We start from the raw sequence: 15,652 nt of genomic DNA, 5'->3' as shown, positions 1-15,652 counted from the left end.
AATGAAATTTTTTAAAATCAATCCAAATACCGATTTTAATTTACTTTGTTCTTTCATAAATCCCCATAAAATGGGGCAAAAGATCATGAGTGAAAAAACAAAAACTCATTTTATTTTTATCAAAGATATTTCTACTCCTGCAGCAAATATTTTAAAACAAGATGCTTTAAGAGTAGGAGCTGAACTCATCACCCATAAAGAAGTAATTACTGCCAAAATTACTCATTCAAATGCGCTTTTAATGGCAAGTAAAGAGCAAATTCAAAAGCTTATTGTCAAAGAAAAACTTCAAGATTTTGGACTTAAAAATTTGGCTCTTTTTTTGCAAAAAGATTTTTTAAAACCGAAAAAAGCCGAGCTTATGGCAGTGATTAATGTCAATGAAGACAGTTTTAATGCAAAAAGTCGTGTGAGTGAAGAAGACTTTGAAAAAAGGCTTAATGACTTTCTTGCTTTAAAGCCTGAATATATCGATATAGGTGCGGTAAGTTCAAGACCTGGGAGTGAGTATTGTGGTAAGGAAGAGGAATTTAAAAGACTGAAAAAAGTACTTGACTTAATTTATGAGAAAAATTATTACGAACAAGCGATTTTTAGTTTAGATAGTTTTGATGAATATTGTCTAGAATATGCTTTAAATAAGGGTTTTAAACTCATTAATGATATTACAAGTTTAAGAAATCTTCATCTAGCCAAACTTGCAAGTAAATATGAGGCAAAATATTGCTTAATGCACATGCAAAACAATCCAAATAATATGCAAGATAATCCTTTTTATGAAGATTTGCTTGATGAGATGACTTTATTTTTTAAAGAAAAACTTGAACTTTTAGAAAGTTTTGGAGTAAAAGAAAGTATTTTAGATGTAGGTATTGGTTTTGGAAAGAGTGCGGGGCATAATATGATTTTAATCAAACACTTAGAACATTTTTTGCAATTTAATAAACCTTTACTTATAGGTGCGAGTCGCAAAAGTGTGATTAATGCGTATTTTCAAAGCGAGATTAAAGATCGTTTAGCAGGAACTTTGTATTTGCATTTAAAAGCTTTTGAAAATGGTGCTAGTATTATAAGAGTGCATGATTTATATGAACATAAACAACTTTTTGCTTTAGTGCAGGCAATGGATAATATAGGAGTTTAGATGAAAAAAGAAGAGTATTTAGAAAAAGTTGCTTTAGCAAATTTGTGGATGAGGGCATATTATGAAAAAGATGAACCCTTGGCTAGCGATGAAGAATACGATGCTTTAATCAGAGAATTAAGAGTTTTTGAAGAACAAAACAAAGATGAAATTTCAAAAGACTCTCCAACGCAAAAAATAGCTCCTATCATACAAAGCGAGTTTAAAAAAATAGCTCATTTAAGGCGTATGTGGTCGATGGAAGATGTGTTTGATGAGAGTGAGCTTAGGGCTTGGGCAAAACGCGCAAAATGTGAAAAAAACTTTTTTATAGAGCCTAAATTTGATGGAGCGAGTTTAAATTTACTTTATGAAAATGGTAAATTAGTAAGCGGTGCCACTAGGGGCGATGGCGAAGTGGGTGAGGATATAACGCTTAATGTTTTTGAGATAGAAAATATACCTAAAAATATAGCTTATAAAGAAAGGATAGAAATTCGTGGAGAAGTGGTGATTTTAAAAGATGATTTTGAGAAAATCAACGAAAAAAGAGCCCTTTTAAATCAAAGTTTATTTGCTAATCCACGCAATGCTGCAAGCGGGAGTTTAAGGCAGCTTGATACAAGCATCACTAAAGAAAGAAATTTGAAATTTTATCCTTGGGGAGTAGGGGAAAATACCTTAAATTTCACCAAACACAGCGAGGTGATGCAATTTATCAGAGAGCTTGGTTTTTTAAAGGATGATTTTGTAAGACTTTGCGCTAATTTAGACGAAGTTTTAAAAGCTTATGATGAGCTTTTAGCTCTAAGAGAAAAAAAACCTATGATGATGGATGGAATGGTGGTAAGAGTTGATGATCTTGCACTTTGTGAAGAATTAGGCTATACGGTAAAATTTCCAAAATTTATGGCAGCTTTTAAATTTCCTGCACTTGAAAAAACCACGCGTTTAATAGGGGTAAATTTACAAGTAGGAAGAAGTGGAGTGATCACTCCTGTGGCGGTTTTAGAACCTCTAAATTTAGATGGGGTTGTAGTAAAATCAGCCACCCTTCATAATTTTGATGAAATTGCAAGACTTGATGTTAAAATCAATGATTTTGTAAGCGTGATAAGAAGTGGTGATGTTATTCCTAAGATCACTAAGGTTTTTAAAGAGCGTAGAGAAGGTTTAGAGATGGAAATTTCACGCCCTAAACTTTGTCCTACTTGCCAAAGTGAGCTTTTGGATGAAGGAACTTTAATAAAATGTCAAAATATAGATTGTGAAGATAGACTTGTAAATTCTATCATTCATTTTGTTTCTAAAAAAAGTCTTAATATCGACGGACTTGGAGAAAATATAGTAGAACTTTTATACAAGCACAAAAAAATCACTACACTTGAGAGCATTTTTCATTTAAAATTTAGTGATTTTGAAGGTTTGGAAGGCTTTAAAGAAAAGAAAATCAACAATCTTTTAAATGCTATAGAGCAAGCCAGAGAATGTGAGCTTTTTCGTTTTATCACGGCTTTAGGGATAGAGCATATTGGCGAGGTTGCGGCTAAAAAATTAAGTTTAAGTTTTGGTAAAGAGTGGCACAAGCAAAGCTTTGAAGCTTATGCCAATTTAGAAGGTTTTGGAGAGCAAATGGCTTTAAGTCTTTGCGAATTTACGCGTGTTAATCATATAAGAATTGATGAATTTTACAAGCTTTTAAATTTGAAAATAGAAAAACTTGAAATCAAAAGTGATAGTATGATTTTTGGTAAAACTTTTGTGATTACAGGTACTCTTTCACGTCCAAGAGATGAGTTTAAGGCTTTGATAGAAAAGCTTGGGGGTAAGGTAAGCGGCTCTGTTTCTAAAAAGACTGACTATGTGCTTTTTGGAGAAGAGGCAGGTTCTAAACTTAGCAAGGCTAAAGAGCTTGAAGTAAAATGTATAAATGAAAGTGCTTTTAATGAGCTTGTTAAAGAATAGTTCTTATATTTTAACGCTTTTAAGCCTTTTTGGCTTTTTGCTAACTTGGCAAAGGAGTGCTTTTTCTTTATTTTTTTTAATTCCTATTTTTTTAACACTTTTTTGGGAATTCTTTTTATTTTTAAAGCTTAGAAAAAATATTATAAAAGAAGCTACTTTGATTAAGGGAAGTTTGTTTTATCGTATTAGTATGGGGGATTTTTATCTTTATATTTTTAGCTTTTTTTTGGCGATTTTTGGACTTGTTTCTTTATTTTTAAATTTTTTAAATCTTGAAAAAATTGATTTTGTTTTTATATTTATAATTTTACCTTTATTGATGATATTTTTAAAAAAAGAATTACATTTGCAATTTGTAGATAATGCTTATAATGATTTTAGAATAGTTGTTATCGCTAGTTTTTTTACTGCTTTATTTTATGCATTTTACGGGCTTTTTTTTACTTACAATGAACTTTTAAATTTAGAACTTTTTTCTAGGAAAATCATTGCCTATAAGAGTGCTTCTTTTGTTTATTTTGATTTTTTATCTGAATTTTTACATTTTGTTTCAAATTTAAAATTTTTTATTTTTTCTTATTTTGGATATTTGGGGTTTAGGGCTTTAAATTTTATTTTTGATTTTTTTAATTTTTTTATGTTTTGTTCTCTTTTGGCTTTTGTTTTTAATTTTGTTTTGAAAATAAAGATAAAAATAATTGTTTTATTTTTATGTTTTATCATGGTTTTAGGAAATTATTTTTTAAAAGAGCAAAGAAATAATGCCTTAAAATCCGAACAAGAGCAAATACTTTTATGGATGAATAATTTTAATTTTTTAAAAGATAATAACTTAAGTTTAATTCAAAAAGAAAAAGATCTTTTTGAAAAAGATCTTAAAGATCTTAGAGAAATTTTTAAAAAAAATGCTTTTGAAATAGGTATTTGGTGGTTTTCTAAAGAAAAAGAAGACTTAGAAAAAAGAATAAATGAGAGTTTAAAATGAGATTTGATTTTTTTGTTTCAAAGCGTTTAAATATCAGTAGAAATAAAGCCTTAGAGCTTATAGAAAATGAAGAGATTTTACTTAATGGTAAAAGTTTTAAAGCTTCTTTTGATGTGAAAAATTTTTTAGAAAATTTAAAAAAAACGCAAGATTTAAATCCTGAAGATATACTTTTAGCCAATGAGTTAAAATTGGATCTTTTAAGTGAAATTTATGTTTCAAGAGCAGCTTTGAAATTAAAAAAATTTTTAGAAGAAAATGATATTGAAATAAAACATAAAAATTGTCTTGATATAGGATCTAGTACGGGCGGTTTTGTTCAAATTTTACTTGAAAATCAGGCTTTAAAAATCACTGCTCTTGATGTGGGTAGTAATCAACTCCATCCAAGTTTAAGAGCAAATGAAAAAATTATCTTGCATGAAAATACAGATCTTAGAGCCTTTAAAAGTAAAGAAAAATTTGAACTTGTTACTTGTGATGTGAGTTTTATTTCTCTTATTAATTTGCTTTATTATGTCGATAATTTAGCTTTAAAGGAAATTATTTTACTTTTTAAACCTCAGTTTGAAGTGGGAAAAAATATCAAAAGAGATAAAAAGGGTGTTTTAAAAGATGACAAGGCAATCTTAAAAGCAAGAATGGATTTTGAAAAAGAATGTGCTAAGTTAGGTTGGCTTTTAAAAAATACGCAAAAATCAAGCATTAAAGGAAAGGAAGGTAATGTCGAATATTTTTACTACTATATCAAAAATTAATATTACTTCTTTAGCCATAGGTTGTTTTGATGGTATGCATTTAGGACATCTAAAACTTGTAAAATATTTAGATAAGAATGGGGCTTTGCTAGTTATTAATAAATTTAAAGGTCAATTTCTTTGTTCAAATCATCAAAAAGAAGAAATTTCAGGAAAAAAAGTTATAGAAGTGGATTTTGAAAGTATAAAATCTTTAGATGGTAAAGATTTTTTAAGCTTTTTGAAAAAAGAATTTACCAGTTTAAAATTTATAGTCGTGGGTTATGATTTTTCTTTTGGGAAAAATAGGGCTTATAGTGCTAAAGATATTGAGTTTTTAAGTGGGATAAAAACTATAATAGTTGATGAATTTAGCATAGGTGGAATAGGTGTTCATGCAAGTTTAATTAAGGATTTTTTATCAAGAGCAAATTTGCAAAAAGCAAAAGAATTTTTAGGGAGAAATTATAGCATCAAAGGAAAGGTAATTAAAGGACAAGGCTTAGGTTCTAAAGAACTTTTTGCAACTATAAATTTAGATTGCGAAGGTTATTTTTTGCCTCAAAATGGTGTTTACGCTACTTTGTTAAAAAGTCAAAGAAAAACTTATAAAAGTGTGAGTTTTTTAGGTGTAAGATCAAGCGATGAAAATTTTGCTATAGAAAGTCATATTTTAGAAGAATTGGGTGAAAATTTCACGCAAGGAGAGTTTTTTGAACTCGAGTTTATATCTTTTCTAAGAGAGAATCAAAAATTTCAAGATCTAAAAAAACTTAAAAATCAAATTACTAAAGATATAGAACAGGCTAGAGAATTATTAAGGAAAAATGATGAAAGATGAACTTTTTAAACAAAGCCCTAAAAAACAATTTGAATTTGATAAAAGCGTGGCTAGTGTTTTTGATGATATGATCAATCGTTCTGTACCATTTTATAGAGAAAATTTAGAACTTTGTGGCAATTTATTGGCTAAAATTTTACCTACAAATGCAAGTGTTTGCGATTTGGGCTGCTCAAGTGCTAATTTTTTGATTTTTTTGGCAAATCTAAGAAAGGATTTTAAACTTTTTGGCGTGGATAATTCTACTTCCATGCTTGAAGTTGCAAAATCAAAAGCTAAAGCTTATGGGCTTGATATAAGTTTTTTTGAAGCTAATTTATGCGAATTTGATTTTTTTACTTGCGATGTTTTTGTGGCAAATTATACCATGCAGTTTATTCGTCCTCCTAAAAGACAAGAATTGCTTGATCAAATTTATAAAAATTTAAACTCTAAAGGCATTTTGATTATGAGTGAAAAAATCCTTTATGAAGATGCTTTTTTGTCTAAAAATATCATAGAACTTTATGCTGATTATAAAGAAAAACAAGGCTATTCTAAGTTTGAAATCGCAGCTAAAAGAGAAGCTTTGGAAAATGTTTTAATTCCTTATAGTCAAAAAGAAAATTTAAATATGCTAGAAAAGGCAGGTTTTAAGAAAATAGAAAGTATTTTTAAATGGGCAAATTTTGAAACTTTCATAGCTTTTAAGGATTAGAAATATTTTCATCTTCCCATTCATCTTTTGGAAAACCTATCTTATATGCATTAACACAATCTTGACTAATGATAGCTTTGTGTCTGCATTCTAAACTTCTTTTTTTTGCTTCCTCGGGGTGATTTTGATAATATTCTACACTTTTGGTTTGTTCGCATGCTGCAAAAAATATACCAATAAGGCTTAAAAAAAGAGTTATTTTCATGGTCATTTTTCCTGTGTTATATTAACATCATCGCTAAAGATAGAACTTTGATTGTTTTCTGTTGTTTTGGAAGGATAAATTTCAGAAGGTGTTTCTGCTATAGGTGGTATTATAATACTTTCATTATTTTCTGAACTTTGGTTAATATCTTTTGTGGTTTTTTCTTTTTTTAAATCATTTTGTTTTAAAGCTTCTAATATTTGATTATCAGATTTTTTTGGTGTGTTTGGACTGTATTTACCCTCTTCATTTGTTGGTTTAACACCAACTTTTAATGCATTAATACAATCTTCGCTAAGAGTTCCGCTTTCTTTACATTCTTTCGCTTTTTCTTTTGCTTCGCTAGGATGATTTTTGTAATAATTTTCTGTTTTACTATCACAAGCTGTTATATTAATAACTATTAAAATTGCAAGTAAAATACTTAGTCTTCGCATTTATCAATCTCCTAAAATTTTTAATATCTTAGCAAACTTGTATAAAGCAACGATAAATTATTTTTCTTCATTGTAAGAAAAAATAGGTAAAGACCATTGATATTTGATAGCTAAAAGCCTTGCAAAAACTCCTATAAAAAGAGTTAAAAGTGTGCAAACTAGGGCATTAAGCTCAAGCCAAATTATTAGAGAATAATAGATTGCTCCTGCAATTATGGCAATTCCTGCATAAATTTCTTTTTGAAACACCAAGGGGATTCTCATACATAAAATATCTCTTAAAATTCCACCAAAAACACCGGTAATTACAGCGGCAGCAACGGCTATGATAAAGCCATGGTTTTGATCTATAGCTATTTGAGCTCCAAGTATGCTAAAAACAACAAGTCCTATAGCATCAAGAGTTAGAAATAAAGTTTCAAGTTTGGTTACTACGCGCGGAATTTTTGTGGCTACAAGGGCGCAAAAACAGATTAAAATAATATATTCAGGATGTTTAACCCAAGTTAAAGGATAATGTCCTAAAAGCACATCTCGTATGCTTCCGCCTCCAATTGCTGTTACGAGAGCAATAAAAATAACTCCAAAAAGATCCATTTTGTGGCGTCCTGCAGCTAAAGCTCCTGTCATTCCTTCTGCGGAAATACCTATGATATAAAGAGTGGTTATCGTAAGAGCATTTATCTCCATAATTTATACCTTAAAATTTATCACAATTTATTTGATACTGTTTAATATTTTCATCATTTACTTCGTGGTTTGGTGCTTGATAGCATTCTTTAAATTTAGGAGTTTTAATAATTTTCACATAAAAACTTGGTATAGCAATACGGTTTTTAATGTATTGTGGTTCTTTATCGTAAAGTACCAAATTTAAAACTTCGATACTTTGAAATTCTAAAGCTAAATTTCTTTCTCTTTGTTCGATTTCATTCCAAATTTTATTATTTATTTGTGCATTTTGTGGGGTAATATTACTCATTAAAAATACTGAATTTTGAGCAGCTTTACTAAAGCTAAAAGAAGCATTGGGTGCAGTGTGTCCTCGTGTGTAACCACTGTTTTTATAATCACTCCAAGTAGCGCGGTATTTTTTAGGAATATTTGTATCATCTTCAAAGCGAGGGCGTTTTTTGATTTGTCTATCTTTCAAATTTGAAGCTTCTACCTTATAAGCAACAGCTTTTGTGCCTTTGAGTTTATAATCATAGCAATTTAGATAAAAAAACTTATCCAAGATTTGCGAGCAATTTATATTGTTAAAATAAGAAGAAAAATCAGCACTAGGCTTGTAAGGTTCTAAGGCAAAAATATTAAGAGATATAGCGAGTAAAAAGATGAAAATTTTCATTTAAGTTCCTTATCTTTACTTTTGCAAAGATGATTTAAAAAACATTCTTTACATAAAGGTTTTTTAGCTTTACAGGTGTAACGTCCAAAAAGAACCATGGCCTGATGAAGATAGTTAAGATTATCTTTAAATGTGCGTGTTAAATCTTCTTCTGTAGCTTCTGGAGTTTTTGCTTTGCTAAGTCCTAAGCGGTGAGAAACTCTAAAAACATGAGTATCTACAGCCATGAAATTTGCTCCGCACCATTCTATTAAAACCACATGAGCGGTTTTTTGTCCTACGCCTGCTAAGGATTTTAAATTTTGTTCATCAAGGGGAATTTCTCCGTCAAAATTTTCACAAACTGCTTTTGCCATTTTTATAAGATTTTGTGCTTTATTATTAAAAAATGAACAAGTTTGTATATAGGTTTTAAGACTTGATAAATTTGCATTTGCAAGGGATTTGATATCAGGATAAGCTTTAAAAAGATCAGGAGTGATGAGATTAACTCTTTTATCAGTGCATTGGGCTGAAAGCATTACGCAGACTAAAAGCTCATATAAATTTGAAAATTTAAGCTCTGTTACAGGCTTGTCAAAATGTTTTAAAAAAAGTTCTTTGATTTCTAAATTTCTTTTCATTTTTTAATTTTAGTTAATTAGCTTTAAACCAAGTTTAGATATAATTGATTTTATATACATTTTATTAAAAAGGAAACCTAATGAAAAAATTTTCTTTAGTCGCAGCAACTTTGATTGCAGGTGTAGTTTTAAATGTAAATGCAGCTACAGTAGCTACTGTTAATGGCAAGAGCATTAGCGATACAGAAGTAAGTGAATTTTTTGCCCCTATGCTTAGAGGACAGGATTTTAAAACTTTGCCAGATAATCAAAAAAAAGCTCTTATTCAGCAATATATTATGCAAGATTTAATTTTGCAAGATGCTAAAAAACAAAATTTAGAAAAAGACCCTTTATACACAAAAGAACTTGATCGTGCAAAAGATGCAATACTTGTTAATGTTTATCAAGAGAAAATTTTAAATACTATTAAAATTGATGCGGCTAAAGTTAAAGCTTTTTATGATCAAAATAAAGACAAATATGTAAAACCTGCAAGAGTGCAAGCAAAACATATCTTAGTAGCGACAGAAAAAGAAGCTAAGGATATTATTAACGAACTTAAAGGTTTAAAAGGTAAAGAACTAGATGCTAAATTTAGCGAGCTTGCTAAAGAGAAATCAATTGATCCAGGTTCAAAAAACCAAGGTGGTGAGCTTGGTTGGTTTGATCAATCAACTATGGTAAAGCCTTTTACAGATGCTGCTTTCGCGCTTAAAAATGGTACTATTACTACAACTCCGGTAAAAACGAATTTTGGTTATCATGTAATCTTAAAAGAAAATTCGCAAGCTAAAGGTCAAATCAAATTTGATGAAGTAAAACAAGGTATTGAAAACGGACTTAAATTTGAAGAATTTAAAAAAGTTATCAATCAAAAAGGCCAAGATCTTTTAAATAGTGCTAAAGTGGAATATAAATAATGGGTGTTTTAGACATTGTAAAAGCAGGGGTGATTAGCGGAGATGAGCTTAATAAAATTTATGACTATGCTAAAGCAGAGGGTTTTGCTATCCCTGCTGTTAATGTTGTAGGAACTGATTCTATTAATGCAGTTTTAGAAGCTGCAAAAAAAGTTAACTCTCCAGTTATTATCCAGTTTTCAAATGGTGGGGCAAAATTTTATGCAGGGAAAAATTGTCCTAATGGAGAAGTTTTAGGTGCAATTAGTGGGGCTAAACATGTACATTTACTTGCTAAAGCTTATGGTATACCTGTGATTTTACACACTGATCATGCCGCAAGAAAACTTTTGCCTTGGATTGATGGGCTTATTGAGGCAAATGCACAATATAAAAAAACCCATGGACAAGCTTTATTTAGTTCTCATATGCTTGATCTTAGCGAAGAAAGTTTAGAAGAAAATCTTAGCACTTGTGAAGTTTATCTTCAAAAACTTAATGCTTTAGGTATCGCGCTTGAAATAGAATTAGGTTGTACAGGTGGCGAAGAAGATGGAGTGGATAATACAGGTATTGATAATTCCAAGCTTTATACCCAACCAGAAGATGTAGCTCTTGCATATGAAAGACTTGGAAAAATTAGTGATAAATTTTCAATCGCAGCAAGCTTTGGAAATGTACATGGAGTTTACAAGCCAGGAAATGTTAGCTTACAACCTGAAATTTTAAAAAATTCGCAAAAATTTGTAAAAGATAAATTTGCTTTAAATAGCGATAAGCCTATAAATTTTGTATTTCATGGCGGTAGCGGTAGTGAGCTAAAAGATATTAAAAATGCAGTAAGCTATGGCGTAATTAAGATGAATATTGACACAGATACTCAATGGGCTTTTTGGGATGGGGTGCGTGAATATGAACTTAAAAATAGGGCTTATTTGCAAGGACAAATTGGAAATCCAGAAGGTGATGACAAGCCAAATAAAAAATACTATGATCCGCGTGTTTGGTTAAGAAGCGGTGAAGAAAGCATGATAAAACGTCTTGAAATCGCTTTTGAAGATTTAAACTGTATAAACAAAAACTAAGCATTTTAAAGGCTTAGTTTTATTTTGTTTTAAAAATTTTTATCAAATTAAGTAGCAATCTTTAAAATAAAATTTTTAATGAGGTATTGGTTTCATGGATATTAAATCAGATGAAATTTCAGAACTTGTTTTGCCTGAAGGCAAAGATGCAAGAGGTTCTTTGGTTTATTTTAAAATTATTTTTATTCCAGCTTTTCTTTATATTTTGATTTTATTGGGTTATTTTAATGTAATTGACTTTAAGGTCGAATTACATACGGTTATTATGACAGGTGTGATTTTTTTTACAGCATTGATTTTTTCTAGACATAGTGCTGAGTATGCGTATAGTATTTTTGAACAACAAAAAGATGAATTTAAACAGGCTTTAAAAAGACATATTATGAGGCATTTTCTTGCCATAGGGAAAGACACGAAATCAAATGCCAATTTTGATGACTTTGCTTATACATATATTAAGGGTGCAAGAAATGAGAATTTTGCTAGTATAGGTTCGGCAATTTTTCCAATGATGGGAATTTTAGGAACTTTTATCAGTATAGCTTTTTCAATGCCAAATTTTAGTTCTAGTGATACAGCCGCTTTAGAACAAGAAATTGCAGATTTGTTAAGTGGAGTGGGAACTGCTTTTTATGTTTCAATTTATGGAATTTTTCTTGCATTATGGTGGATGTTTTTTGAAAAATATGGTAAAAGCAAAATAGATCGTTTGCTAAATCGTCAAAAAAACGCTACAAGTGGATTTTTTTGGACAAAAGAAGAGCTTGATCAAAGATATTTAACTGAGAGTTTGCAACATTTTGAAAAAATTGGAGCAATTTTTAAACAAGTTAGTAATGATGATTTTTTTGCAGAGCTTGATCATGCTATTGATAGAAAATTTGGTATTTTCCAAGATATGCTAAATGTAGAAGAAAAGGCTATTAGATTAAGTAGTGAACATATCAAACAAACCATGGGTGAGCTTAGTAAAGCACAAAGAGATCAACGCGATCTTGGAAAGCTTTATAGTGAAATGTTAAATGGTATAGGTTTGCTCAATCAAAATTTAAAAGAAATCAATACAAGAATGTCAGAACAATATAATCGCTTGCTTGATATCAGTAGTGATAAAATTCATCATCTTGATAAGACGCTAAGTGCATTCGATGAAAAAATAGAGCGTTTTGGTAAAAATTTTGAACTTTATGAAAAAGCAATGTTGGAAAGTCAAGAAAAGGTTTTTGAGGGATTTAAAGCAAGCTTGTTTGAAGGTATGCATAAATTTAAAGAAGTATATGAAGAAGAAAAAAGTATTGATGCTAAAATCAAAATGATGGATGAGCTTAAAAAAGAAATGAAAGCACTTGATGAAGAAACAAGTCAAATGATGAGCAAGCTTTCTGGGGATGAAAATCAGAATAAAGAAAATGAAACCAAACAAATAGAAGATTTTTCAGAGTCTAAGACTGAAGAAAATCAAGATGAAATTCAAGCAGAAATATCTAAGCAAGAAAGCAATGATGAGCTAAAAAATGAAGATAAAGAAAATAAATGAAAAATGAGTCAAAAGAAGATAGCAATTTTTGGATAGCTTATGCTGATTTAATGGCAGGATTGCTGTTTGTTTTTATTTTGCTAATAGGTGCTATTGTTGTAAAATATGTTTTAACTCAAAGTGATTTAAAAGAAATCAAAGATAATCTCAATAAACAAGAGGCACGCTTAGAGGAGAGTAAAGAAGAGCTTAGAAATAAAGAAGCCATAGTGTTTAAACTAAGTTCTGATTTAAACAATGCTTCTAGTGCTTTAAATCTTGCTAATTCTCAAAAAGCAGAATTAGAGGCTAATATTACAAATTACAAGCAGTTAAGCAAAGATTTAAACTCAACTTTAGATAATAAAGATAAGCAAATTTTGATTTTGCTAGGTCAACTAGAGAAAAAAGATGAAGAGCTTAAAAATTTACAAGAAGATTTTCAAAAAGCTAAAGAAAAGGTGCAAAATCTTGGTTTGATTCGTGAAAATTTAAGCAAGGAATTACAAAGCAAACTTGATAATAATATCACTATAGATGAAAAGACAGGATCTATTTCTTTGCCTGCTGAAGTACTTTTTGATAAGGATTCTTATGTGTTAAAAAATGAGGCAAAGGCAAGTTTGAGAAAAATCTTAAGCGAATATTTTGATGCTATTCTTGAAGATCCAAAAATTTTTTCTAACATTGAAAATATCATTATTGAAGGACATACTGATAGTGATGGATCTTATATTTATAATTTAGATTTGTCGCAAAAAAGAGCTTATGAGGTGATGAATTTTATCTATACTTTTTATAAGAGTGATAAGCTTCAAAAGCTTTTAATGGCAAGTGGACGTTCTTTTTCAGATCCCGTGTTTGTCAACGGAGTTGAAGATAAGGATAAGAGTCGTCGCATAGAAATAAAATTTAGCATTAAAAATGATAATGCTTTAAAAGATGTAGAAAAATTCTTTGAATTTCATTAAAACAATTAGTCCTATACAAAAAATCAATTTTAACGGATTTGAATTTTATATTAAAAGAGATGATTTATTAGGAGAAATTAATGGAAATAAAGCTAGGAAACTTGCTTTTTATATCCATCAAAGATATCCTAAAAATCAATCTTTTGTAAGTTATGGAGGAAGCCAAAGTAATGCTTTGGCGGCATTAAGTATTTTTGCTAAACAAAGATCATATAAGCTTGTTTTTGCTTGTGAAAAAATTTCTACTTTTCTTAAGAATAATCCTTGTGGAAACTATGCTTTAGCTTTAGAAAATGGTGTTGATTTTGTAGAAAATATTCATTCTTTATCCTTAAAGCAATTTGCTTTGTCTTTGTGTAAAAAAGATGATATTTTTATAGAACAAGGCATAGCTAATTTAGAAGCTCAATATGGCTATATGGAACTTGCTCAAGAAATTCAAATGCAAAGTCAAAGTTTAAAGCTTGATTTTGATATTTTTTTACCTTCAGGTACAGGCACTTCGGCAGCTTTTTTGGCAAAGTATTCTAAATTTAAAGTATTTACTTGCGCTTGTGTAGGTGATATTAAATATCTTAAAAAGCAAATTTTAACATTAGATCCAAGCTATGATTTTTCAAATTTAGAATTTTTAACAAGTGATAAAAAATATCACTTTGCTAAGCCGTATAAAGAATTTTATGAGCTTTATATGAATTTAAAGTTAAAGTGCAATATAGAATTTGACTTGTTGTATGATATTTTAGGATTAAGTATAGCATTAAAACAAGAGTGGAAAAAACCATTGCTTTATATACATCAAGGTGGAATTTTGGGAAATTCCACTATGTTAGAGAGATATAAATTTAAAAAATTAGTTTAAAATTCCATAGATAAAAATGATTAAAATAATCAAAGGTACTATATATTTTACATAATAAAACCAAATTCCAAACCATGAACTTTTAAGTGTATTGTTATTGCTAAGTTCTTTTAGACTTTCTTGTTTGCCTAAAATCCAACCTACATAAATGCAGCAAAAAAATGCAGTTAAAACAAACAAAATATTTCCACTAACGAAATCAAAACTATCAAAAATGTTTTTTCCTTTGATGATAACAATATCACGCCAAGGCCCATAAGTTAGAATACAAGGAAGATTGCCAAGTATGAAGATAAACCCTAGAGTTAGGTTAATAGAAAGATTTTTAGAATATTTAAATTTTTCTTCTAATACGCTAATAATAACTTGATAAATTGGCAAGCTTGTGGTTAAAGCTGCAATCAAGAGTAAGACAAAAAATAAAATACACACAATGGTGCCAAAATGGATATGAGAAAATGCTATAGGTAAAGTTTCAAAAACCAAAGAAGGCCCGCTATCTGGAGCAAGTCCCGCTGAGAAAAGTGCTGGAAAAATCATAAAACCAGCCAAAACAGCTATGATGGTATTTAAAACCCCTGTATAAATAGCGGTTTTTGCCATATTTTCATTTTTATTAAGATGAGATGAAAGTGTTATCATTACCCCAAAACCTAGGGATAAAGCAAAAAAGACTTGTCCTAAAACATCGATTAAAAGTTTTGGTGATAAAATTTTACTAAAATCAGGTTCAAGATAAAATTTAACTCCAGCCATAGCTCCATCAAGGGTTAAATTGCGTCCTACAACAATAATAAGACAGATAAATAACAAAGGCATTAAAAATTTTACGGATTTTTCTATACCATCTATAATGCCTCTTTTTAAAATAATATAATTAATAATTACAAAAACAGTGGTAAAAATACCAACTCCTAAAGGATTGAAGGCTATTTTGTCGTTAAAAAACTGATGAGTAAATTCTTTGCTTACTACATTAGCAAGACTAAAATTCCCTAGGGTTAATTCCCAAATATAAACTAAAACCCATCCTCCAAGTACCATGTAGTAAGCCATTATGCCAAAGCTTCCTAAAAGTCCCATATATCCAATACTTTGCCATTTTTGTTTGAAAGCATCTACGCTATTTGTCATCGCTTTTCTGCCTATGACATTTTCAACTAAAATAACAGGAATGCCTATGATAATCATAGCTATACAAAAAACTAATACATAAGCACCGCCACCATTTTCTCCTACAAGATAGGGAAAACGCCAAGTTGCTCCAAATCCTATGGTTGCTCCAGCAACTGTTAGAATATAAGTTAGTGTGCTACTCCATGTTTGTCTTTGCATGATTATCCTTTCGAAAAAGAATTATTTTACCTAAAAAT

Annotated in this window: 17 protein-coding genes; 11 read left to right on the top strand and 6 right to left on the bottom strand. The window is 29.7% G+C overall.

Annotated elements, in window-relative coordinates; all coding sequences use genetic code 11:
- Position 1 precedes the first annotated feature (1 nt).
- The 6 genes from folP to cmoA are packed head-to-tail and all read left to right on the top strand — an operon-like array spanning position 2 to position 6,348.
- Positions 2-1,144, top strand: a complete 1,143-nt coding sequence (gene folP / locus BGS40_RS03165) for a dihydropteroate synthase (RefSeq protein ID WP_052823843.1) — start codon at positions 2-4, stop codon at positions 1,142-1,144.
- Positions 1,145-3,088 carry an NAD-dependent DNA ligase LigA gene (gene ligA, locus BGS40_RS03160; RefSeq protein WP_096738359.1) on the top strand — a complete coding sequence of 648 codons (1,944 nt, stop codon included), beginning with the start codon at positions 1,145-1,147 and terminating at the stop codon, positions 3,086-3,088.
- A complete protein-coding gene (locus tag BGS40_RS03155) occupies positions 3,069-4,073 on the top strand; it encodes a hypothetical protein (protein WP_079263945.1) in 1,005 nt (334 codons plus the stop codon). The genes ligA and BGS40_RS03155 overlap by 20 nt, the downstream gene beginning before the upstream one ends.
- A complete protein-coding gene (tlyA, locus tag BGS40_RS03150) occupies positions 4,070-4,831 on the top strand; it encodes a 23S rRNA (cytidine-2'-O)-methyltransferase TlyA (protein ID WP_002872582.1) in 762 nt (253 codons plus the stop codon). Before BGS40_RS03155 ends, tlyA begins: the two co-directional genes overlap by 4 nt.
- Positions 4,797-5,651, top strand: a complete 855-nt coding sequence (locus tag BGS40_RS03145; RefSeq protein ID WP_096738358.1) for a bifunctional riboflavin kinase/FAD synthetase — start codon at positions 4,797-4,799, stop codon at positions 5,649-5,651. The genes tlyA and BGS40_RS03145 overlap by 35 nt, the downstream gene beginning before the upstream one ends.
- Positions 5,638-6,348, top strand: a complete 711-nt coding sequence (gene cmoA, locus BGS40_RS03140; protein WP_079460098.1) for a carboxy-S-adenosyl-L-methionine synthase CmoA — start codon at positions 5,638-5,640, stop codon at positions 6,346-6,348. Before BGS40_RS03145 ends, cmoA begins: the two co-directional genes overlap by 14 nt.
- On the opposite strand, the gene BGS40_RS03135 is transcribed toward cmoA, so the two are convergent.
- Genes BGS40_RS03135 through nth form a run of 5 tightly spaced genes read right to left on the bottom strand, consistent with a single transcriptional unit; the run spans position 6,338 to position 8,964 of the window.
- Positions 6,338-6,559, bottom strand: a complete 222-nt coding sequence (locus BGS40_RS03135) for an EexN family lipoprotein (protein WP_002859102.1) — start codon at positions 6,557-6,559, stop codon at positions 6,338-6,340. The genes cmoA and BGS40_RS03135 overlap by 11 nt on opposite strands.
- Positions 6,556-6,990 (bottom strand): EexN family lipoprotein, encoded by a 435-nt coding sequence (locus BGS40_RS03130; protein WP_052781974.1) that lies wholly within the window; start codon positions 6,988-6,990, stop codon positions 6,556-6,558. The genes BGS40_RS03135 and BGS40_RS03130 overlap by 4 nt, the downstream gene beginning before the upstream one ends.
- 57 nt (positions 6,991-7,047) lie before the next feature.
- Positions 7,048-7,680: a trimeric intracellular cation channel family protein gene (locus BGS40_RS03125; RefSeq protein WP_002852232.1), complete on the bottom strand. Its 633-nt coding sequence runs from the start codon at positions 7,678-7,680 to the stop codon at positions 7,048-7,050.
- Positions 7,681-7,690: 10 nt separating this feature from the next.
- Positions 7,691-8,341, bottom strand: a complete 651-nt coding sequence (locus BGS40_RS03120) for a DNA/RNA non-specific endonuclease (protein ID WP_052794084.1) — start codon at positions 8,339-8,341, stop codon at positions 7,691-7,693.
- The gene (gene nth / locus BGS40_RS03115; protein ID WP_002852225.1) at positions 8,338-8,964 is read right to left on the bottom strand and encodes an endonuclease III; all 627 of its coding nucleotides are present in this window, start codon (positions 8,962-8,964) and stop codon (positions 8,338-8,340) included. The genes BGS40_RS03120 and nth overlap by 4 nt, the downstream gene beginning before the upstream one ends.
- Positions 8,965-9,044: 80 nt before the next feature.
- Between nth and peb4 the strand changes: the two genes are divergently transcribed.
- From peb4 to BGS40_RS03090, 5 genes are all read left to right on the top strand, one after another.
- A complete protein-coding gene (peb4, locus tag BGS40_RS03110) occupies positions 9,045-9,866 on the top strand; it encodes a peptidylprolyl isomerase PEB4 (RefSeq protein ID WP_002852119.1) in 822 nt (273 codons plus the stop codon).
- Positions 9,866-10,930: a class II fructose-bisphosphate aldolase gene (gene fbaA, locus BGS40_RS03105; RefSeq protein WP_096738357.1), complete on the top strand. Its 1,065-nt coding sequence runs from the start codon at positions 9,866-9,868 to the stop codon at positions 10,928-10,930. Before peb4 ends, fbaA begins: the two co-directional genes overlap by 1 nt.
- A 94-nt stretch (positions 10,931-11,024) precedes the next feature.
- Positions 11,025-12,467, top strand: coding sequence for a MotA/TolQ/ExbB proton channel family protein (locus tag BGS40_RS03100; protein ID WP_096738356.1), 1,443 nt, complete (start codon positions 11,025-11,027; stop codon positions 12,465-12,467).
- A complete protein-coding gene (locus BGS40_RS03095; protein ID WP_002852313.1) occupies positions 12,464-13,417 on the top strand; it encodes an OmpA family protein in 954 nt (317 codons plus the stop codon). Before BGS40_RS03100 ends, BGS40_RS03095 begins: the two co-directional genes overlap by 4 nt.
- A complete protein-coding gene (locus BGS40_RS03090) occupies positions 13,404-14,279 on the top strand; it encodes a 1-aminocyclopropane-1-carboxylate deaminase/D-cysteine desulfhydrase (protein WP_052794080.1) in 876 nt (291 codons plus the stop codon). The genes BGS40_RS03095 and BGS40_RS03090 overlap by 14 nt, the downstream gene beginning before the upstream one ends.
- Here BGS40_RS03090 and BGS40_RS03085 read toward each other — a convergent pair.
- Positions 14,271-15,614 (bottom strand): sodium-dependent transporter, encoded by a 1,344-nt coding sequence (locus tag BGS40_RS03085; RefSeq protein ID WP_052801759.1) that lies wholly within the window; start codon positions 15,612-15,614, stop codon positions 14,271-14,273. The genes BGS40_RS03090 and BGS40_RS03085 overlap by 9 nt on opposite strands.
- Positions 15,615-15,652: the final 38 nt, after the last annotated feature.

The organism is Campylobacter sp. 107 (genome assembly GCF_002383835.1).
GTDB lineage: Bacteria > Campylobacterota > Campylobacteria > Campylobacterales > Campylobacteraceae > Campylobacter_D > Campylobacter_D jejuni.
This window is presented reverse-complemented; position numbering and strand designations above follow the sequence as displayed.